General features: G+C 61.9%; 16 protein-coding genes. 5 read left to right on the top strand and 11 right to left on the bottom strand.

Features of this window, described 5'->3' with window-relative positions:
- Nucleotides 1-3 precede the first annotated feature (3 nt).
- Together YH3_RS13960 and YH3_RS13955 are read right to left on the bottom strand one after the other, a co-directional pair.
- A complete protein-coding gene (locus YH3_RS13960) occupies nucleotides 4-1,488 on the bottom strand; it encodes a DUF5691 domain-containing protein (protein ID WP_064443605.1) in 1,485 nt (494 codons plus the stop codon).
- Nucleotides 1,485-2,792, bottom strand: a complete 1,308-nt coding sequence (locus YH3_RS13955; RefSeq protein ID WP_064443604.1) for an SWIM zinc finger family protein — start codon at nucleotides 2,790-2,792, stop codon at nucleotides 1,485-1,487. The genes YH3_RS13960 and YH3_RS13955 overlap by 4 nt, the downstream gene beginning before the upstream one ends.
- 116 nt (nucleotides 2,793-2,908) lie before the next feature.
- Between YH3_RS13955 and YH3_RS13950 the strand changes: the two genes are divergently transcribed.
- Nucleotides 2,909-4,219, top strand: coding sequence for an HNH endonuclease signature motif containing protein (locus YH3_RS13950; RefSeq protein ID WP_064443603.1), 1,311 nt, complete (start codon nucleotides 2,909-2,911; stop codon nucleotides 4,217-4,219).
- Between the two features lie 107 nt (nucleotides 4,220-4,326).
- Here YH3_RS13950 and YH3_RS13945 read toward each other — a convergent pair whose 3' ends face one another.
- The 5 genes from YH3_RS13945 to YH3_RS13925 all read right to left on the bottom strand — a co-directional run bounded on the left by YH3_RS13945 (nucleotide 4,327) and on the right by YH3_RS13925 (nucleotide 11,529).
- Nucleotides 4,327-5,616 (bottom strand): CdaR family transcriptional regulator, encoded by a 1,290-nt coding sequence (locus tag YH3_RS13945; RefSeq protein ID WP_042921507.1) that lies wholly within the window; start codon nucleotides 5,614-5,616, stop codon nucleotides 4,327-4,329.
- 35 nt (nucleotides 5,617-5,651) lie between these two features.
- On the bottom strand, nucleotides 5,652-7,085 hold the full coding sequence (locus tag YH3_RS13940; protein ID WP_064443602.1) for an NAD(P)/FAD-dependent oxidoreductase: 1,434 nt from the start codon (nucleotides 7,083-7,085) through the stop codon (nucleotides 5,652-5,654).
- Nucleotides 7,082-8,929, bottom strand: coding sequence for a DUF3556 domain-containing protein (locus YH3_RS13935; protein WP_042451545.1), 1,848 nt, complete (start codon nucleotides 8,927-8,929; stop codon nucleotides 7,082-7,084). Before YH3_RS13935 ends, YH3_RS13940 begins: the two co-directional genes overlap by 4 nt.
- 85 nt (nucleotides 8,930-9,014) lie before the next feature.
- A complete protein-coding gene (locus YH3_RS13930; RefSeq protein WP_054826947.1) occupies nucleotides 9,015-10,487 on the bottom strand; it encodes a class I adenylate-forming enzyme family protein in 1,473 nt (490 codons plus the stop codon).
- 148 nt (nucleotides 10,488-10,635) lie between these two features.
- Nucleotides 10,636-11,529 carry a LysR family transcriptional regulator ArgP gene (locus YH3_RS13925; protein WP_007730552.1) on the bottom strand — a complete coding sequence of 298 codons (894 nt, stop codon included), beginning with the start codon at nucleotides 11,527-11,529 and terminating at the stop codon, nucleotides 10,636-10,638.
- A 75-nt stretch (nucleotides 11,530-11,604) separates the two neighbouring features.
- Between YH3_RS13925 and YH3_RS13920 the strand changes: the two genes are divergently transcribed.
- Together YH3_RS13920 and YH3_RS13915 are read left to right on the top strand one after the other, a co-directional pair.
- Entirely contained in the window at nucleotides 11,605-12,225 is a 621-nt protein-coding gene (locus tag YH3_RS13920) for a LysE/ArgO family amino acid transporter (protein WP_064443601.1), read from the top strand.
- Between the two features lie 114 nt (nucleotides 12,226-12,339).
- Nucleotides 12,340-13,662, top strand: coding sequence for a ClC family H(+)/Cl(-) exchange transporter (locus YH3_RS13915; protein WP_030536107.1), 1,323 nt, complete (start codon nucleotides 12,340-12,342; stop codon nucleotides 13,660-13,662).
- 43 nt (nucleotides 13,663-13,705) lie between these two features.
- On the opposite strand, the gene YH3_RS13910 is transcribed toward YH3_RS13915, so the two are convergent.
- From YH3_RS13910 to YH3_RS13895, 4 genes are all read right to left on the bottom strand, one after another.
- Complete coding sequence (locus tag YH3_RS13910) at nucleotides 13,706-14,575, bottom strand: TIGR03619 family F420-dependent LLM class oxidoreductase (protein WP_064444191.1); 870 nt, start codon at nucleotides 14,573-14,575, stop codon at nucleotides 13,706-13,708.
- A gap of 322 nt (nucleotides 14,576-14,897) precedes the next feature.
- Nucleotides 14,898-16,088 carry a 4-hydroxybenzoate 3-monooxygenase gene (locus YH3_RS13905; protein ID WP_007730544.1) on the bottom strand — a complete coding sequence of 397 codons (1,191 nt, stop codon included), beginning with the start codon at nucleotides 16,086-16,088 and terminating at the stop codon, nucleotides 14,898-14,900.
- 98 nt (nucleotides 16,089-16,186) lie between these two features.
- Nucleotides 16,187-16,939, bottom strand: coding sequence for an IclR family transcriptional regulator (locus YH3_RS13900; protein WP_064443600.1), 753 nt, complete (start codon nucleotides 16,937-16,939; stop codon nucleotides 16,187-16,189).
- Between the two features lie 49 nt (nucleotides 16,940-16,988).
- The gene (locus YH3_RS13895) at nucleotides 16,989-18,356 is read right to left on the bottom strand and encodes an NAD(P)/FAD-dependent oxidoreductase (protein WP_064443599.1); all 1,368 of its coding nucleotides are present in this window, start codon (nucleotides 18,354-18,356) and stop codon (nucleotides 16,989-16,991) included.
- Between the two features lie 124 nt (nucleotides 18,357-18,480).
- Here YH3_RS13895 and YH3_RS13890 point away from each other — a divergent pair, with 124 nt between their 5' ends.
- Both YH3_RS13890 and YH3_RS13885 read left to right on the top strand, forming a co-directional pair.
- Entirely contained in the window at nucleotides 18,481-19,371 is an 891-nt protein-coding gene (locus YH3_RS13890) for a LysR family transcriptional regulator (protein ID WP_058038355.1), read from the top strand.
- 93 nt (nucleotides 19,372-19,464) lie between these two features.
- Complete coding sequence (locus YH3_RS13885; protein WP_047269441.1) at nucleotides 19,465-20,928, top strand: benzaldehyde dehydrogenase; 1,464 nt, start codon at nucleotides 19,465-19,467, stop codon at nucleotides 20,926-20,928.
- Nucleotides 20,929-21,056: the final 128 nt, after the last annotated feature.

Genomic DNA, 21,056 nt, shown 5'->3' with positions numbered 1-21,056 from the left:
CAGTCATGTGAGCTCCTCGAGCAGGGTCTTGCGGTGGGTGATGGCGCTGGCAGTTCTGGCGAAGGTCTGCCGCCAGTCGGGGTCACGAGCACGCTCCGCCGCACGCTCCAGCAAAGTTACTGCGCTGTAAGGAAATCGAGTCTCGGCCAGGCGCAGCGATGCGACGTACTTGTAGCGTGAGAATTCGCCGGCCTTGGCGCCTCCGTCGGCACGTCTGGCCGCAACTCGTTCCCACTGGGCCACCACTGCCCGGGTGATGTCCTCGGGCCATGGACCTCGCAGAGCGTCGTAGATCGCTGCCCGGCCCGGGTGCAGAACGTTGGCGTCGCCGTTTCCGGACCTCAACAGATCAGCCAGCGCCTTGGCCGGCACCAACGGGAGCACGCGTCGATCGGTGGCGGTGCCGCGCATACGAAAGAGTTCCAGCGCCCATTCCGTATTGTTCTGCGCGACTGCGGCGGTGGACCACGCGTCGTGAAGGATCGGCTCCCAGCTTTCGTCAACGCTCATCCCCAAGACCTTGCCTGGTCCACCGATCATGTTGTTCCACAGAGACAACGGCGCAGAACCGATCACCTGACGCACATACTCGGCACGATAGTCGGTGTGTGGATTCGGCCGGTCTTCGATGCCGTCTCGCCTCGCCGCTGAATCGACTTCCTCAGGCGGGACGATGACGAGCGTGGACCGAACGAGTTTCCTTTCCACCCGCACCCATTTCCGAACCCGAGCAGCCATTCTCTCCCCGAACTCCGATTCGGGGAGTTGTCCGAGTACTTCCACTGCCGCGCGTCGCACGTCCTTGCGACGGTCGTCGAGGGCTTCCTCCAACAATGGTTGATCATCCGCGCTCAGTCCGTTTGCCAGCGCCGCGACGAAGGCAGCCTTCTGTTCGCCCCGCTCGGTGGCCCAGGACTTTCGGAGTTCGGCCAGCGCCAGCGCGGGATCTGTTCGACGAGTGTCCATCAGCCACTGTGTGCGCTGCGACGAACTTCCGTGACGCCACACGTCCGGGTTGGCATCCCTGGTTCGGACGAGTTTGCTCCACTCGGGGTTTTGCGCGGCAAGCCATCGACCACGCTCGCCGACCATCTGCAGGATGCTCTCCCGGTGAGCTTCACTTGCACGTGCAAAGGAAAGCAACTCGGCGACCAGATGATCAGGCGCACGGTAATTGTGCTCCAACGCAACTGCGAACCATTCGTCGAGCAAGGTCGCCTTGGCCGCGAGCATCGACAGCAGATGCGTCGATGAGGATTCCGGCAGCGTGAATCGAACATCGTCTGGCGCAGGTGTCGGCACCGCCGCCGTGGTGGAGCCCGCACCGCCACGGCGGTACGCCCTCTCCAACGCTGCTCCTGCGAGAAGCATCTCGGCAGGATCGCCGTCGAGTTCGCGAGCGTAGCCACGCACTTCAGCCGGCAGCTCCTCGAATGTTGTTGCTGTTCTGGCTGTCCCAAGGAGCGCCGCTGAGATCAATGTACTCACAGCACGATCACCTGCCCTCCCGTGAAAACCGAGATCGGAGTAAGAGCCAGCGCGTTCCACGTTCCGCAGACTGTGACCGGGTAACCGCCGGAAATGCCGAGCAACTTCCACAGAAGATCCGAATCACCCTCTGCCCGAAGCGCTGTGCCCGATTCGTCGACGACAAACCATGATCCGTCGACGAACGACGGGACCACCGAACTGATCACTGCCGGCCACGAGCGCAACCATGGATCCGCGGCGAGGGCATCGGTAAACTGCTGCAACGCAGTGTCGATGCTTCCGAACGGCATGGTTGTGAAGGGCTCCGGTTCTCCGTGCGTGACCCCTATCCGCGCCCGCAATGCCGCGGCACCAGGATAGAAATGAACATCGGCGTTGAGCAGAAACCCGACTGGCGGCGTTTCGGTGGCAAAATTGGCCGACCCGTGGGAGAAGTCGAGCAGCATGGCCCACCGCTTCGAATTCCTGCCGAGCATCCACACCGTTCGGGTGAACAGTCGCTTCTCCTCGGTGATCCCGGAACCGAGAATCATCCAGTTCTCTTTCACCGGAATCGATTCCATCACACTCTCGGTTGACACCGGATAGCCGACGTGTGCTTTCACCGAATAGGCAAGATCTTCCGGCAACTCGGACAGCTTCTGATGCGCAGCAACCAGCAGGTGCAACCGAGCCAACTCGTCGAGGACTTTCTCGGGCCAGTTCTCGGTAGACGCAACGGTGCCCGCCAAGGCTCGAAGTGTGCCTGCGACACCAGGCGCCTGAGCATCCACCATTCGAGCAGCTACTGCGTCGAAGCCCGCCCAGGATGTGTCCATCGCTGCCAGACCACTGCGAATCTGATCGGTGATCCACAGGTCCAATTCGACGAGACCGCTCGCAACGCGGTCGGCGCGCTTCTGCGCTGTCGCCGGGTCGGGAGCCCTCTTGGGAGCCTCGTCGCCGGTCTCAGCCCTTTCGCCGCGGGTCTCGGCCTTCTCCTCGCGGCGCAACAACCACTCTGCCGCGAAGTCGGCGGGCTCGTCCGCCGACGGCACACGCCCTTCCGACCATTCCACCAACAGCCCCAGAGCATGTTTGCACGGAAACTTTCGACTGGGGCACGAGCACTTGTATGCAGGGCCCCGCAGGTCGACCACTGCTTGATACGGCTTCGAGCCGCTGCCCTGACACAGCCCCCAGAGCGCGAGACCCCTGTTGCCGGCATGGCTCCACGTACCAGCCAACTTGCGCGCAGCGGCCAGCGATGCGGCGTCCGGAGCTACCGACGCCACCTGCCCAGCTGTCCACGGCGAAGTCACTCGACCACAGTATGACAACCCGCTGACATCACAGAGCCAGGCCGATTCGTTGGTGAATTACCCCTTGACTCGAACACATATTCGAATATGATTTGGGGAGGGGATCGGGGGATTCAATGAGTGTCTTGTTGTCGGACGTGGTGTCTGGTTCTGCGGTGGGGTTACGCGGACGTCTGTGGCAGTTACCTGCTTCTGAGTTACGTGCGGCTGCGGTGTCGGCGAGCGCGGAGATTCTGCGCCTGGAAGCCGTTCGAGTGGCGGTGGTGGACGAGCTCTCGATGCGTCCGGATGATCAGGTGATTGCCAGCCGCGGTGTGGGTGCGTGGCTGGCGGCGAACACGATGCTGCAGGTTCGGGACGGGAAGAAGATCGCCGCGTTGGGTGCAGCTTTGCGGCCGTTTCCGGCGGTGGCGGCTCGGTTCGATGGCGGGGATTGCTCGTTCGAGCATGCGGTGTTGATCGTGGCGTTCTGTGAATCACCCCCGAAAGGCATGCCGGAGGAGGCGCTACCGAAGTGCATCGATTTGTTGTTGGCGGCTGCGTCGGGGGTGGAGGCGACGACCACGAAGGTGCGGAACGTGATCGCGACGTTGGAGAGGTTGTTCGAATCGGATGAGATCCCGCCCGCCGAGGATGTCGATCTCAATGAGTTGCGGATCGCGTCGACATTGAACGGTCGGGTGGTGGTGCGCGGCGATTTCGACGCCCTGACCGGGGAAATGCTGCTGTCGGCGTTGTCGAATCTGACGATGCCCACCCCGGCACCCGATGGAACCCCGGATGCTCGGTCGACGGCGAAGCGCACGGCGGACGGGTTCACCGAACTGATCCGCCGTTACCTGGACTGCGCGAAAACCGGTACCGATGGTGGTCAGCGTCCGCATGTGAACGTGCACATCAATGCTCGTGATTTGGCGGAGCATCGGGATTGTGCCGCACAGTCTTCGGATTCGGGTGATGACGACTCTCTGGACCTGGCCGATCTTGATGTCGGGCACATGCCCTGGCTCGGACCACTGTCCGTATCACAGACCAGACTCCTCGGCTGCGACTGCTTCCTCTCCACCGTCCTGCTCGACGATCACGGCGTACCGCTCGATGCGAAACCCGGAAAACGATTGGTCACCCCCGAACAGCGAGTGGCGTTGATCGCCCGAGACAGGGGTTGCGCGTTCCCGGGGTGTTCATGTGTGCCTGCCTGGACGGATGCGCACCATATCCGGCACTGGGCCAACGGTGGCCCGACGGTGATGAACAACCTGGTGCTGCTGTGCCGTTCACATCATCGATTGATGCACCGAAAATCCGGGTTCGTCGGGAAATGGGAAATCCGCATCGGTGTCGACAACAAACCCTGGTTCGTCCCGCCGCCCTCGATCGACCCCGGGCAGCAACCGCGGCCCGCGAACACCACCTTCAAAACCTGAGGGGTCAAACCTCTTTGGCGACAACAGAACACGGCCAGGCTCCGCATCGGACATCAAAACCCGATACGGAGCCCACAGGCCGTGGCGCGTCCACAACTTTCCACAACTCACGACGTTCGCGCGGGGCGCAAGACCGATCTGCCCAACAACTCACAAACCTGCAGGGCCAGAGCAAGATCCAACTTGTCTCGGCCGGCAGCAACTGGATCGCCGAGCGCCTTGTTGATGCGATACTTCACCGTATTCCGGTGCAGATTCATGTGATTGGCAGTGTGCAGATGACTTTCACCATGTGCAAAGTACACACTCAACGTCGTCCGCAAGGATGCCGCAGAGGGCGTATCTTCCGCCAACGGGCCAAGCACCTCCCAGACCCATGACTTCGTCGAATCGATGTTCTCGGACAGAAGTGAAACCACAGCGACGCCGCGGTCTCCGAAGCTCACCACAGGTCGCTGCGGTGTATCCGGGACGGCAGCAACCGAATAGGCGGCGGTTGCCTGTTCGTGGGACCGTTTGAAACCGTCGACCCCTGACCCCGGCAGTCCGATTGCCACCCGCGCCCCGCCGTCCAACGGCACTGCCGCCGCGAGAACCTCCGGATCCGGCGCAGGCACCCGGCGACCGAACGGCAGCCACGCCCACACCGTGCGCCGATCGATGGCGGTGATGATCGGCGGCTTGTCCGCTCCCGCCGCTGCGCCGAGATCACGTACGAGTCGGTCCAGCGTATTGATGCCCATGACGTCGGCATCCCACGTCGACCAGACCACCAGGGCGACGTGGTTCTGACCGAGGCGGTACCCGGTCTCCGCTTCGAAAGCAGCGGTATCTGCGTTGGCGCCGGACAGGAGGGCGTGGATTGCGGCCGAATGGAGGTTTCCCTGCGCTGCCATCCATCGACTGCGTTCCCGCTCGTACGCGTCGAAGACGTAGAGCGTGATCCAGTCGATGTAGCTGTAGACCACGTCCGAAGTGTGTTTCAGGACAGCCAAAGTGAGTCGCGCCGGAATATCCAGTGTGCTGATCTCGTCGTGGCAGATCCGCATCAGATCGCCTTGGCCCATGTGATAGGCCCGGACAAGGGAGTTGGACGGGACATCCCGCTGCGCCAGACGCAGAGCGTATTCCACTGCAGCAGTGGTGGGTTGGAGATGATCGATCGGAATGTCGTTGGCCAATACGTGGATGATCGTCGTGATGTTTCCCTGCACGCTGGCCTCGAGCATTTCGAGCAATTTGGCGTCTGCATCCAATTGGTCGATTTCGTGAGCCATCATGAAGGCCATCTCACGCGCGATGTCGGCGCTGCGCTCGTCGAGTCGTCGTGCCAACTCGGCAACCACCGCAAGCACTTCCGGCTCCGCGGCTGCAGGCACTCGGGCGAGGCGCCGCATCGCACCGGCGCCTCGCTCCTTGTGCGATGGACTACTCACAGAACTTCCGCACCCTTTCGTCGCAGGTACTTCAGAGCCGATTCGGCTGCGTTGTACCCGCACATTCCATGTGCTCCGGCACCCGGCGGGGTCGAGGCCGAGCACAGGTAAGTGCCCGCGATCCCCGTGCTGTACGGATCGACTGCGACGCGCGGACGCAAGACAACCTGCAGTTCGGTGTTGGCACCTCCGATGATGTCGCCGCCTACCTGATTCGGATTGTCCTCTGCCAGGTCAGCTGTACCACTGCTCGACGTCGCGACAATCTGCTCCCGGAATCCTGGCGCAAACCTCTCGATCTGACGGATGATCGCCTCCGTAGCGTCGCCGGCGTAACCGTGAGGCACGTGCGCATAGGCATACAGCGGATGAACGTTCCCGGCAGATCGGGTGGGATCAGCCAGGTATTGCTGACCTAGGAGCACGAACGGCCGGTCCGGCATACGGCCTGAATTCGTCTCACGCTCAGCGGCCACGATTTCGTCGAAACCACCTGCCAGATGCACAGTTCCGGCCCGACCACAGTCCGGATTGGTCCACGGCACATGACCTTCGATCGCAAAATCGACCTTGAATGCTCCGGGAGCCTGCTTGAACTTTCGATAGGCCCTCGCCACTCGACCAGGGAGTCGATCGCCCAGAATTTCGAGCGCACCCCCCGGATTGACATCCAGCAGAACAACATCGGCGTCCGGAATCTCGGAGACCGTACGAACCCGAACGCTGGTGTCGATCTTGCCGCCGTGATCGAGGAGCATCGCAGCCATCGCGTCGGTGATCGACCGCGAACCTCCCTCGGCAACCGGCCAACCGTAGCGGTGACCAGCAGCAGTGATCATCAATCCCACCGCCGAGGTGGCCGGACGGTTGAGTGGATAGAAGGCGTGTGCGGCAACCCCGCCGAACAGCGCCTTCCCCTTGTCCGTCTTCCACAACTTCGCGGTCACCGTTGCCGGAAGCAGCGCTCGCGGACCGAAAGCTGCGAGCCGCAGCGGATGGTGCGGAACATTGACGATCGGGCGCATCAGATCGGACGCCAGCGCATCGAACCCAGTCGACAAGTCACCGAACATGCGTTGCCATCGCGGCCCGTCAGCGCCGAGCCCCGCAGCCGTCTGCTCCAGCGAGCGGTACAGGACCCCGGCGTCCCCGTTGTCGAGCGGATGCGCGCAGTCCACCTCTGCCCATCTCCAGATCAGCCCGTATCGCTCGAGGTCCAGCTTGGACAGGTACGGCGAGCCGATACCCATCGGGTGAAACGCCGAGCAGTGATCATGGATCAACCCCGGCACGTCGATCGGACCGGAGCGGGTGCCTCCGCCGATCTGGTCGGCAGCCTCGAGCACCTGCACGTCCACACCGCTACGTGCGAGGTGTACCGCGGCAGCGAGCCCATTGGGCCCGCTGCCGACGACTACGGCCTTTGTCACTTACTCACCTCTTGCTCGCTACCGCTGACCCTCGTACGCATCTTCGGTTCGGAGACAACCTGCGGATCCGTTGCCGCGCGGTCGGCCCGTACGTCCAGTGTCCACTGAACGTCGAACGGAATGGGCCCGTTCGGCAACCACGGCTGTTCGGCGACTGCGTCGGCGACCTTGAAAGTACCTCGTTCGATGACACCGAGAGCGGCATCGATCACCTGGTACTCCTGCGTTCCCTTGTGGATGGGCTGCGATTCGATCCAGGTCACCAGGAACTCACCGGGTGCGAAATTGCAGCGACGCTGAATGGCTGCGATCAACTTCGCGTCGTGCAGGTGCCCGTCACCGAAGTTGAAGGCGACGATGGAGTTGCACATGAACTCTGCTTCCCGCAGTGAGTACGTGTTGATGTCGTCGCCGAGGTGCCTGATCATCAGAGAGAACAGCGCACGCCCCTGGCTGTGCATGGAACGCCAGCCCAACAGCTGATGCAGAACGACATCGGACACATCTTCGGGGTACATCGTCATCAACTGATTGCGCGTATCCGGCGACGGACGCTTGATGAACTGGTCGATCTTGGCTTCAGCGCCCGGCGCGAATGCCCACGTCGCGGATGCCCAGTTGCCGGCGTACTGGCGCATCGACGGCAGGAAGGACACCAGATCGGGTCGAAGGTTTCCGAGAATGGGGAAGAAGGCTAGGGCTGCAACAATTCCCGCGGTAATCCACGGTGAGGACATGGCGCCGAGTCCGTAGCCGTCCCATGCCGGGAATCCCAGGAACAGAAAGACCGAGGCGTAGGCGAACAGAAGATTCCATTCGAGTGGGACGGCAAGCGGGAAGGTCGACGCGATGAACAGATGGAATCCGACCATGAGGATCACGGCGAGGATCGTGAGGGTTTTGTTCGTCGAGAACAGCAGTATCAACGGGGTGACGATTTCGACCATCGTTCCGGCCACGTGTGCGACGCCGCCGCCCAGGTGTGAAGGCCGCAGATCCTCCGGGAAATTCCGGTAGTGGGCGCGCTTGATCTTCTTCGACGGGATCCACGGGGTATTGCTGAGCATCGGAGGAACCACCAGCGAGAAATGGCGACCGAACTTCGAGACACCGGCACCGATCCACACCATGACGATCAGCAGTTTGAGCGCCAGGATCATGTCGACGAACGGCAGGAATGTGAAGAAGAAGATCGCCGGCAGGTACTGCTCACTACGGGCAGCGATGAAGGGCACCTTGTCCCGCAACCCGAGAATCACCATGAGTACCAGGAAGGAGTACAAGACCGTCGGGCGCACCAGTCCGGCATTGTCAGCGATTGCCGAGTCGATTCCTGTGGTGTGAACACCGGGGAGAACAGCGGCAACAAGGAGATTGGCGACTGCGGCGACATAGATGAAGACGTCGAACACCGTGCGGGTGTCACCCGAGGTGAGCGGCACCTTGCCCGGCCACGGTGGCAGACGAATGGTGCCGGGGCGGAGCCAGTAGAGAACTCCACCGGTCATCGGCTTGAAGTGGCCGGCGAGCGGCCCCCAGGATCCTGCCAAGCCCAGCATCTCGAGCATCATCGTCCAGATGATGAGTTTCTGGTAGACGATCGGCTGGTTCCACCACGATCCGATGTCGAACCACGAGAGGCCGGAAGTCAAAGTGGCAACGGCTGTTCCAGCTGCCAGGTAAAGGAACAACAGTTTCATGATGTAGACGGTGTGGACCATCTTCGGCGTACCGAAGCCGTAATCCACCCAGTGCGTGGACATGTCACGCAGACGCTCGAGAAACGGCTTGTCCATGAACGTTGCCGGATCGACGGGAGGGAAGTTTCCTTCTTTGAATCCCATGATGTGCTCCTGAAATACGGAATGTGGGCATGACGGATCGACTCGACGGACGTCGTCGAGTTGTGCTGGTACTACGGGGAAGTGACTAGTGAGCGGGAGTTGCGCTCAGAGCTCGTCTCATTCCAGGTTTGTCGATCTTGCCCACCGGGTTTCGGGGAAGCGCATCGACGACGTAGATCGCCACTGGCACCTTTACTCGGGTGAGCAAGGCCGTGACATGTTCGAGCAGTTCGTCTTCGGTGACGGGCGCATCGGGGTAGGCGACAACATAGGCAACTGGCACCTCTCCGTAGACCTGGTGCGGAGCGCCGATGACGGCTGCCTCGAGCACGGAAGGGTGCGTAGCGAGCGAGTTTTCGATCTCCTTGGGGTAGATGTTCTCTCCCCCACGGATGATCATGTCCTTGATGCGATCGACCAGGGTCAGGTAGCCGTCCTCGTCGAGGACTCCGACGTCACCGGTATGCAACCAACCATCCTTGACGGTCTTCGCAGTTTCCTCCGGCTTACCCAGATAGCCACGCATCACGTTGCCACCCTTGATGACCACCTCTCCGGCAGTCCCGGCGGGCGCAAAGGTTCCGTCCTCGGCAAGAATGGAAATCTGCTGGCCGGGCAACGCCGGGCCGACCGTACCGAGTTTGCGCACGCCGTCCACAGGATTGCAGGCCGACGCACAGGTCCCCTCGGTGAGTCCGTAACCTTCCACGATCACGAAACCGAAACGCTGCTCAGCGCGTTCGAGGAGTTCCTTGCTGATCGGCGCCGCACCGCACACGGCAAACCTCAAGGACGACGTGTCGATCGAAGGGTCTTCCGGCTGTGAGGTCAGCATCGCGTAGATTGCCGGCACCGCCGAGAAATACGTGGGGCGAAGCCGCGCGACGTCGTCGAAGAATCTCGAAACCGAGAACTTCCCGGTGACACTCACCTGTCCGCCGACAAGCAAGGGCGTCAAGACGCTGACGCAGATCGCGTTGACATGGAACAGCGGCAGAATCAGCAGGCAGTGATCCGCGCCGGTGACACCGATGTTCTTGCCCATCGACGAAGCCATGAACTGCAGGTTGGCATGAGTCAGCATCACTCCCTTGGGCCGTCCGGTGGAGCCGCTGGTGTAGATGAGCAACGCCAGATCGTCTGCTGCAACATCGATTCCGGGTCGGGGATCGGTCGGCGGCACTGTCGCCAGATCCTCGACGGCCAACACTGCGCGGCCGCCCGAGGGTGCGTCGGCAGTGGCGGTGATGACCAACTCGGCCCCGGAGTCCGCGATCTGGTAGTCCGCTTCGTTCGCGGTGAACATCGGATTGATGGGTGTAGCGGCAGCACCGATGCGCCAGGCGGCCATGATCGCGATCAGCAACTCGACGCGATTGGGCAGCATGATCGCCACCACGTCACCGAGGCCGATTCCGAGTCCGGCCAATTGCGCGGCAACAGCTTCCGTGCGATCTGCGAACTCTTCATACGTGAGTTCGACGTGGTCGTCCCGCAAGCACGGCTTCTGCCCGTACTTCTCTGCAAGATCCCAAGCCAGATATCCGATGTTCGCCACGAGAGTCAGCACCTTTCATTCGTGTGTGACTCAAAACACTATCGGCGTCCTGCGGCCGAAGAAACGGTCCCAGGGGATCAACTTGTCCAGGTTCTTTGTTCCCTGAGCACAACAGCGCCTGAGCACAACACCGCCCGTGCGGTGCACATCAGCTCGACGGCTGATGCAACACCTCGTGGGCGCGTCTGGTCACCACCTCGGAGATCCGGCGCAAGACAGGTGACGACAGTTTCCACTGCTGCCAGTACAGCGGAACGTCGTCCACGAAGTCCGGATCGAATCCGATCAGCACGCCGGAGCGATCGTCGTCGCCGCGCTGCAGGTCCGGTATCAATCCCCAGCCGTATCCCCGCCTGACGGCGTCCGCGAAGTCTGCCGATGAAGGAACAAGATGACGGGGCGGATCGGCGGGGTGGCCGACCTTTTGATCGAGGTAGCGATCCTGCAGTAGATCCTTGCGATTGAACACAACCAGCGGTGCCTCCGAAAGGGATTCGGCCGTGACACCGTCTGCGAACCAACGACGGCAGAACTCCGCACTCGCCATCGGCCGATACCGCATGATGCCCAACCGACTGGAGGTACACCCTTGAATCGGTGACGCAACAGACGTGACGGCAGCCATGACCGAACCGTCGCGCAGCAGTTCGGTGGTGTGGTCTTGATCGTCGAGATGAAAATCGAAACTGACTTCTTGCGTGAACTCCGCGAGGGCCCCGAGAACCCAGGTGGACAGCGAATCGGCATTGACCGCGATCGAGACACGCGCAAACATCCCTGAACCATTTTCAAGGCCGAGCTCTCGCACGGTGTCACGCGACAAAGCGTCTATCTGACGTGCAAGACGCAGGACTTCTCTCCCGGAATCGGTGACCTGGACGGGTTTGGTGCGCTGCACCAGGATCCGGCCAACCGAGGTCTCGAGACCTTTGATTCGTTGGCTGACCGCCGAAGGCGTGATGTGTAGTTTCCGCGCCGCCGCCTCGAAGGTTCCCTCGTCGACCGCGGCGTGCAATGCCCTCAGTTGCTCGAAATCCAACATAATCTGAAGCTACTCTGATGTGCCCTTAGAATCATTAGCTGGACTGAATGATATCTGCGCGGCAGGCTCGACAACATGCTCAGCACCAACGACCCTGCGTCGGCCCTCGTCGGTTTCGGGGTCGGACTGTCTTTGATCGTCGCAATCGGCGCCCAGAATGCGTTTGTTCTTCGTCAAGGCCTGACGCGATCGCACGTACTCCCGATCGTCGCAGTGTGCGCGTTGTCAGACGCAATTCTGATCCTCGCGGGCGTCGGCGGAATCGGGACCCTCCTCGAACACGCACCGTCGATGATCACGTTCGTTCGTATCGCCGGCGCCGTTTTCCTCCTCAGCTATTCGCTCTTCGCCGCCAAGCGGGCACTTCACCCCCAGACGTTGGCACCGGATCGACATGGCAACGGGTCGAGGCTTGCCGCCGTCACGATGGCATTGGCTCTCACCTGGCTCAATCCACACGTGTACCTCGACACCGTGGTGCTCATGGGTTCTATCGCCAACGGTCGCGGCGAGATCGGACGTTGGTGGTTTGCCGTCGGTGCCATCACGGCAAGTGTGGTCTGGTTCGGCGCCCTCGGTTACGGCGCACGTCTGCTGACGCCGCTTTTTGCGAAACCCAACGCCTGGCGGGTTCTCGATGCTCTGATCGCCGTGATGATGGCGGTTCTCGGAATCAGCCTGCTTGTCGAATTGTGACCAGGCTGCACAACCTCGATCCGACCCTGCGGGTAGCGGGATGGGTTACCGTCCAAGATGAGGAAGCTCAATTCACCTGTCGCGAGTTGTGACCATCAGGTAGGGCTGATCACGATGACCGAGGACGATGGCGGCACCGAACCGCGTGACTCCAACCGCGGACTGGGTTTGCTGTGTCTACTCGCTGCGGTCGCCGGCGTCGGGGTCGGATTTGTCGGCGGCGCGTTCCGTTGGTGTCTGATCAGGGCCGACGAACTTCGTCAGGCGATCGTGAACTGGGCGCATCACGTTCCGTACGTCGGGTGGCTCGTGCCGGTCCTCCTGGTGGCCCTGTGCACCGTACTTGCCGTACTGATCGTCAGACGAGTGCCCCTCGCAAAGGGAAGCGGCATCCAGCACGTCGAGGCGGTGTCCCGCGGTGAAGCGAAACCGCCGGGAATCAATCTCGTGCCCGCCAGATTCATCGGCGGCCTCTTGGCGATCGGCTCCGGTCTGGTTCTCGGCCGTGAAGGCCCCACCGTACACATGGGTGCGGCGATCGGAGCAGAAGCGGGACGGCGAGCCCGCCTCACCGAACCCGACGTCGCCATGCTGCAAACATCCGCGGCCGGAGCAGGTCTCGCTGTCGCATTCAACGCGCCGATCGCGGGGGCACTGTTCGTCTGCGAGGAGGTGACGCACTCGTTCCGGCTGCGCACCGTGCTGCCAACGCTTTTCGGTGTTTCAGTGGCGGTGGGCTGTGCACGGATCGTCATCGGTGATCAACCCGATTTCGAGGTCGGCACCGTCCCGACACCGCAACTCGCATTCTTGCCACTGTTCGTCGTCTTCGGAATCCTCACGGGGCTACTGGGTATTGCGTACAACCGCCTGATTCTAGGACTACTCGACATCGTGGCACGGCTCGACAAGATCCCACCGACTGTCATCGGCGCAACGATCGGCGCCGTCATCGGCCTGACGCTGTTCCTCGACCCGTTGGCCAGTGGGGGCGGCGACGTTCTTGCACAGATGATCGTCGGCGGAAGGACCTTCGTACTGCCGATCCTGCTGCTGTACTTGGTGGTTCGGTTCTTCACCGGCCCGCTCTCGTATGCCGCTGGAACTCCCGGCGGACTGTTCGCTCCCTTACTCGCTCTCGGCGCGCTCTGGGGGTCGATCTTCACCGGACTGTCGAGCTTCGTGCCCGGAGTGGACGCCGGGCTCACGGTCACCATGGCCACCGTCGGTATGGCGGCCTTCTTCGGCGCCGTAGTACGCGCACCGTTCACCGGCATCGTGATCGTGGTCGAAATGACCGCGGTGACGTCGACGCTGGTCCCGATGCTCGCTGCCACTGCGGCAGCGGTATTCGTCACCACGTCGGCAGGGTCGGCACCTATCTACGACAGTCTGCGCGAACGGATGTTGGAGCCGCAACGCCCGCATACGGATTGATCCCCGCACACGGGTCATTGCAGCACGGGTGCGCTACGTGAATTCAGAATTTGCAGATGACTTCCTCGGAGAACCTGCGTACCGTATCTTTCTTCGCTTCCAGGTCGCAGTCGAACCCGAGGCCGTACATGGCCCAAGGAATGACGATCGATTCCGTCACTCCGCTATCGGCCAGTTCCAGGGAGCCGTCGAGACCGAAGCGATCGGCGCAGACGGCCTGAATTTCGAACGGGGACTCGGCGCGCCCGTACTCGACCCGCAGGACGCCGATCCTCGCGATGAGAGCTTGCAGATCAGCGAAAGAGACTGTAGCCGAGGTCCAACCGTCACCCACTCGCGCTGCACGGCGCAATGCGGCCGCGGAATGTCCTCCGATGTAGATGGGGACGGGATCGATCGGCGCCGGGCTCATCTGCAGCCTGTCGAAGTCGAAGAACTTGCCGTGATGTTCGACCATACCGCCGCCTAGAACCAGTCGCAGTACCTCGAGCATCTCGTCGACTCGCGGGCCTCGATCCTTGGGGGAAGCGCCGCACCACTCGAATTCCTCTGGCGCCCAGCCCACACCGACCCCGAGACCGAAGCGGCCTCCTGTCAGATTCGCGACCGACCCCACCTGGCTTGCCAGCAGCAGAGGATTGCGTGAGCTGAGCTCGAGCACCTGCGGATAAAAGCGAATCTTCGACGTTCCGGGTCCCATGAAGGCCGCGGCAATCATGGGGTCTACAAATGGTGTCTTCGCGTCCCACATCCGCACACCGTCAGCGGTATACGGATACCCGGTAGCGCCCCGCTCGGGAAAGAACAGTGAGTCGGGCATCGTGATCGAAGAAAAGCCGCATTCTTCGGCCACTTTCGCAAGTGCAACGAGTTGAGAGAGGGGAATCATCGCCACGGCGAGGCTGAACTTCATCGGAAGATCCCTCTGTTCAGTTGACCGGAGCGACTGAAGTGCCTCGATGAGCTCGAAGTCGGTTCGCACCGATCGGCTTGGGAGACAGTGGATCCTGAACAGTCACTTCTTGCAACGCTCAGTCATACGACAACTCCCCCGCAGTGCGGTCGAAGCATCAGCCACCCTCGGTTGGACAAGGACGTGTTCGAGGTTACAAAGCTCCCGCTACTTCGGCTCGGCGGCTTCCCGCCAGGCGGACACATACCAAGAACTTCGGGGTCCTGGTGACACCTGGCACCCCACTCCCCCTGATTTCGCACCGTGCAACCTGCGAATCGGCCTACTGATGCAAGGGAGTTCCGACGTAGTTCTCGGCGATCAGCGTTCGTCCCGCCACGGAACGCGTGACCATGTCCAACTCGGCCAACTGTCGGCGATGCCCGAAACCGCTGTCGTCTGGCAAGCGATGGAGCATCGACGACATCCACCACGAGAAGTGCTGCGTCCGCCACACACGCGGCAACACCGTTTCGGTGTACCCGTCCAGCATCTTTCGGTCGGACGAGGTGAAGAAACCGTCCATTGCCTTCGCCAGTGCGTAGACGTCGGCGATCGCGAGATTCATTCCCTTCGCGCCGGTCGGCGGCACGGTGTGCGCCGCATCCCCTGCAAGAAACAGGTTGCCGTGCTGCATCGGCTCACACACGAAGCTGCGGAACTGGAGGATCGACTTCTGAAAGATCCTGCCGTCCTTGATCTCCGCCCCCTCACCGTCGACGCGCATGTGCAGCTCGTCCCAGATTCGATCGTCGGACCAGTTGTCCACGGAGTCGTCCGGATCGACCTGAAGGTAATGACGCTGTACCTCGGGCGTCCGTGTGCTGATCAGTGCAAACCCGCGCTCATGGTTGGCATAGATCAGTTCTTCGGACGACGGCGGCGCCTCGGCCAGGATGCCGAACCACGCGAAGGGATACTGGCGGAAATGATCCGTTCGGATCGACGGTTCGGGAATCAGCTTTCGCGTTCCGGTGCGTGAACCGTCGCAACCGGCCACCAGGGCGCACTCGAGCTTCTGATCATTTCCGTCCGAGTCGACAAAAGTGATACTCGGGCGATCCGATTCGTGATCGTGTACTTGCGCGTCGGACACTCCGAATCGAATGTCCCCGCCGTCAGCGAGACGCCGCGCGATCAGATCCTTGAGCACCTCGTGTTGCGGATACACCGTGACTGCTCGCCCGTCGGTCAGTTCGTCGAACGCGATTCGGTGCCCTCGTCCACCGAATCGCAACTCGATTCCGTGATGTTCGAGGCCCTCCCGCTTCAGTCGATCACCGAGTCCGGTCTCGACCATGAGATCAACCGTGTTCTGTTCGAGCACGCCGGCACGAATGGTGCCTTCTACCTCTTCGCGGGTGCGGCATTCCAGGACAACCGAATCGATTCCCTTCAGATGCAACAGATGCGAGAGCATCAACCCGGCGGGACCACCACCGACGATTCCGACCTGGGTGCGTGAAGAAGACATACAGAGAGCTCCTGAGGTGAGTGACGATTGAGACCACCCTCGACCACGATCACTCCTCTGAACAGCTGCAATTTCACTCAGTGAAAGACCGAAACGAGCTATCGAAACCCACCGCTACCAAGCCCGCGTGATATTCCACGGGCGGCCGCGACCAACGCCGGCAGTAAAGGAGCCGGATCCTGCTCCACCGGAACAACTGTCGAGACCGCTGCCACGACACTGCCCCCGGCTTCGCGGACAGGAGCGGCGACGGCAAGGGTTCCGACGTTCAGATACTCGCGACAGACCACGAATCCGGCGCGCCTGATCTCGTCGAGAGTTGCTCGCAAAATCCGCTCGAAAGTAATGGTTTTGGGAGTGAACGACTCGAGGCCGGCGCGAAGGACGTCGTCGAGAAGCTCGGTTCCGCCGTGCGCGAGGAGAATCAATCCACCGCTGGACGCGTGCAACGGCAATCTTCCGCCGGCACGGCCGACCACGGTGACGGCGCTACGCGAGGACAAGCGCTCGAGGTACAGAGCCTCGGTGCCCTCACGAACGACCAACTGCACGTTCTCTCGGGTGACCTCGTACAGGTCTTCGAGGAACGGCAACGCCACCTGCCGTAGGCCGTGAGCGCCGGGAGCGAGAGCGCCGATCTCCCACAACCGGACTCCGACCTGGTACTTGCCGTCACTCCGACGCTCGAGTGCGCCCTCAGCCACCAACTGCCCACACAGTCTATGGACGGTGGGCAGAGGCAAACCGCTGCGACGACTGATCTCCGACTGCGTCAACCGCGGCGATTTCGCGTCGAAGGCACCGAGCACGATAAATGCCCGGCCGATCAACGAACGCTCGCCTGATGCCATTCACACAGTGTGACTGACATCAGGCGAAACGTGTTCAGGCGGTGCGGAGCTACGCGGAGTGCGCCAATTCCGGTTCGCGTTCGGTCACCGGCGGCGTGGCCTCGATCTTCATCGGCTCCTGCGCGTAGTGGAAGTGCGGACGACGGTGACCGATGAACGAACCGAACCACGACATCACAGCGACATACCGGTTGCGGAAGCCCACCAGATACATCACGTGCACGGCCAGCCACATGAACCAGGCGATCGTGCCCTTGAACTCGACCTTGCGGACGCGACACACAGCGCTGAATCGGCTGATGATCGACATGCTGCCCTTGTCGAAGTATTTGAAAGGCGTTCCGGCCTTGACCTTTCCGTTCACAGTCTTCGCTGCGTGACGTCCACCCTGCATTGCAACGGGCGACTGACCAGGCAGACCGTTCAGCGAAGTCATGTCGCCGATGGCAAAGACGTTGGCAAACCCGCCGACGGTCAAGTCCGGATTGATGAGCAGACGACCTGCACGGTCACTCTCACAACCGGTCGCCTCGCCGAGCACTGCTGCGAAGTCGTTGGCGCGAACACCGGCCGACCAGATGACGGTCTCGGCGTCGATGCGCTTCTCTTCCTTGGTCTTTGTCGAAGAGACGGTGACACCGTGCTCGTCGATGGCGGTGACCATAGTGTTGAGAACAACCTCGACACCCGACTTCTCGAGCGAGGCCTGTGTGTACTCACTGAGCTTGCCGCCGAAGGCCGGAAGCGCAACGCCCGCGCCCTCGACCATGGTGACCGTGACCTCGTCGGCGCTGATGTTGTTGATGGACTTGGCGAAGTAGCGACGCGCCAGTTCCTTGATCTGTCCGGCGAGCTCGACGCCGGTCGCGCCTGCACCGACGACAACGAAGCTGAGCAGGTTGCGGCGAACCAGCGCGTCGTTGGTGGTGTGAGCCTCTTCGAAGCAACGCAGGATCTGCTTACGCAGGACCTCGGCATCCTCGACGGTCTTGAGCTTGTAGGTGACCTTTTCGAACTCGTCATGACCGAAGTACGCCTGGGTGGCACCGGTGGCTGCGATGAGCGAGCGGTATCCGAGAGTGTGGCGGGTGCCCGAAGCCTCGTAGACGACGGTGTTCTCTTCGGCGTTGACCTCGACGACGCGACCGAGACGCACGTCGGCGTTGGGGTACTTCTGCAGGATCGTGCGGATGGGCGGAGCAACTTCGCCTGCCGACAGAACGCCCGTCGCCACCTGGTAGAGCAGCGGCTGGAAGAGGTGCTCGGTGGTGGCGGAGATGAGGACGAACGGCGTCTTGGACTTCGCGAGGGTCTTGGCCGCGGCGAGGGCTCCGAATCCCGAACCGACGATGACTACCTGAGTCTGCTCGTGTCCAGTCGCGTCGATGTCAGCGCGACCCGCAGCTGTTCTATCCACAACAAATCTCCTCAACCAAATTGAAAGTATGACTATTACGGTATGGACTGATCATGGGTCGGGTCCAGCTAGCTGGAGTATTCGCAAGACTGTTATCTCGATTGCTCATAAGTAAGCTGTCCTCATGGACTTCCGCCAACTCAAGTACTTCCTCGTCGTGAGCGAGGAACTGAGCTTCAGTCGCGCTGCCGAGCGCTGCTTCATCTCGCAGTCGGCGATCAGCCATCAGGTCGCCCGACTGGAGAAGGAGCTTGGCGCGACACTCTTCGAACGCTCGACCCGAGCCGTTCGCCTTGCCCCGGCAGGATCGCGACTCGTGCCCATCGCGCAGCAAGTCCTCAGCCTCGAAACGATGGCCTACTCCGTCGCACGGGACCCACGAGCCCGGATCCGGATCACCGGAAACATGAGCTTCGCCGCTCAGACGCTGGACGCCATCGCACACGTGCGCGAACTTCATCCGGACCTGGACGTCGAGTTCGTCATCAAGAGTTTTGCCCACCGCATGGACGCCGTGGCCTCCGGTGACGCCGACATCGCGCTGATTCGCGGCGGCGTCGACCGCCCCGGACTCGAACCCTTGGACCTCGGCGTCGAAGATCTCCTGGTCGTCATGTCGAGCCGGCACCCCCTGGCCGGCCAGCAAAGCGTCGACCTCAATGATCTGGCCGCATACCCCCTGCTCCTGCCGCCGCGCCAAAGCCAGGTGCTCATTCACAAGGTGGTCGAGGACGCGTTCCGCGAGATAGATCGACGCGTCCAACTGGGCCCTGCAATTCCGAGCGATCACACAGCCACGCTGGACGTGATCACCAACCCGCGCGCCTGGACCCTGCTGTATTCGATCACCGCAGGCGAATCTCCACGCGCCGGCATCAGCTTCATGCGAGAATCGAACGGCCGCTTGCGAATTCCCGTCTCGGGAGTGACCCGCAGCGGCGCCACCCACTCGACCGAGTTCGCCGATCTGATCCAAGCGCTCAAGGACGCCATGAATCCGTCTTTCACTGAGTGAAAGTGCGATGGCGATCGACTCCCCTCACGGAGCAACGTGGTCCACAACCATGTGATGCGGCGCGCGGTTGCATCCCTTTACCGAGGAGCGGCCATGACGCGTTTGCTGAGCGAACCTGTGTGGGAATCGAAGATCTTCGACGGCGAATGGGTTCGCGGTAGCGCCGACGATCGTATTGTCGTCGAGCCGGCCACCGGCAAGCAGTTGACGACGGTCGGCATGGCAACACCAGACGACGTGGCAGCCGCTGCAACAAAAGCTACTGCCGCTCAGAAGGATTGGGCAGCAAGGCCGTACACCGAACGAGCCGCCGTTCTACGCCGCGCCGGTCAACTGTTCGAGCGGTACGCCGACGAAATCGGCGAATGGGTAATCCGCGAGGCCGGCAGCATTCCCGCCAAAGCCGGACTGGAAACCCACACCGCTGCCGAAGAGTGCTACAACGCAGCAGCTTTGGCCGCACACCCCGTCGGCGAGGTGCTGCGCTCGGAGCAACCGCGGCTGAGCTTCTCTCGTCGCGTCCCCGTCGGCACCGTCGGCGTCATCGCACCGTTCAACTTCCCGATCATTCTGTCGATCCGTGCAGTCGCTCCCGCACTGGCACTGGGCAATTCGGTGATCCTCAAGCCTGATCCGCGCACGGCGATCTGTGGCGGTGTGGTTCTTGCCCGCATCTTCGAAGAAGCCGGTCTGCCTGCCGGAGTGTTCGGCATGCTGCCGGGTGGCGCTGACGCCGGTGAGGCAATCGTGGTTCATCCGAGCGTTCGCGTCATCGCATTCACCGGGTCGACCCGGGCAGGACGCGCTGTCGGTGAACTGGCGGGCCGCCATCTCAAACGAGCACACCTCGAACTCGGGGGAAACAACGCACTGATCGTCATGGACGACGTCGACCTCGAAAAGGCCGCATCTGTAGGCGCTTTCGGATCCTTCATGCACCAGGGGCAGATCTGCATGACCACCGGCCGCCAGCTCGTCCACGAAAGCATCGCCGCCGACTACACCGCACTCCTTGCCGAACGCGCCGACAAGCTTCCGGTAGGCGACCCGTTCACCGGTCAGGTCGCACTCGGACCCATCATCGACTCCGGACAACGCGACCACATCCACTCCCTGGTCACCGGAAGCATCGCGGCCGGAGCAAAACTGGCAGCCGGTGGCACCTACGAGGATCTCTTCTACCGGCCCACCGTGCTGGCCGACACCCCACTGACCGCCCCGGCCTTCGCCGACGAAGTCTTCGGGCCAGTCGCACCGGTCACCTCCTTCGCCACCGTCGAACAGGCCGTCGCCATAGCCAACGATTCCGAGTACGGACTGTCACTGGGCATTCTGACCTCCGACGCCATGCGCGGACTCGAACTCGCTCAACAGATCCCCACCGGCCTCGTACACATCAACGATCAGACCGTCGGCGACGAAGCAGTCATCCCGTTCGGCGGCATGGCGTCTTCGGGTAACGGTGGCCGTGTCGGCGGTATCGGCGCAAACCTCGACGCCTTCACCGAAACGCAGTGGGTGACTGCGCAGAGCGCACTCCCGGTCTACCCCTTCTAGTCCGAAACACGCCGAGTTGGTCCTGAATACACCGAGCTGGCCCCAGGGGCTCACTGACCAGCATTGACGGGATCGATCTCGCGGACTTACCATCCAGAGAAAATTACTTCGCCACATTAAGCATTTTC

It is taken from the genome of Rhodococcus sp. YH3-3, from assembly GCF_001653035.1.
Taxonomy (GTDB): Bacteria; Actinomycetota; Actinomycetes; order Mycobacteriales; family Mycobacteriaceae; genus Rhodococcus_F; species Rhodococcus_F qingshengii.
This window is presented reverse-complemented; position numbering and strand designations above follow the sequence as displayed.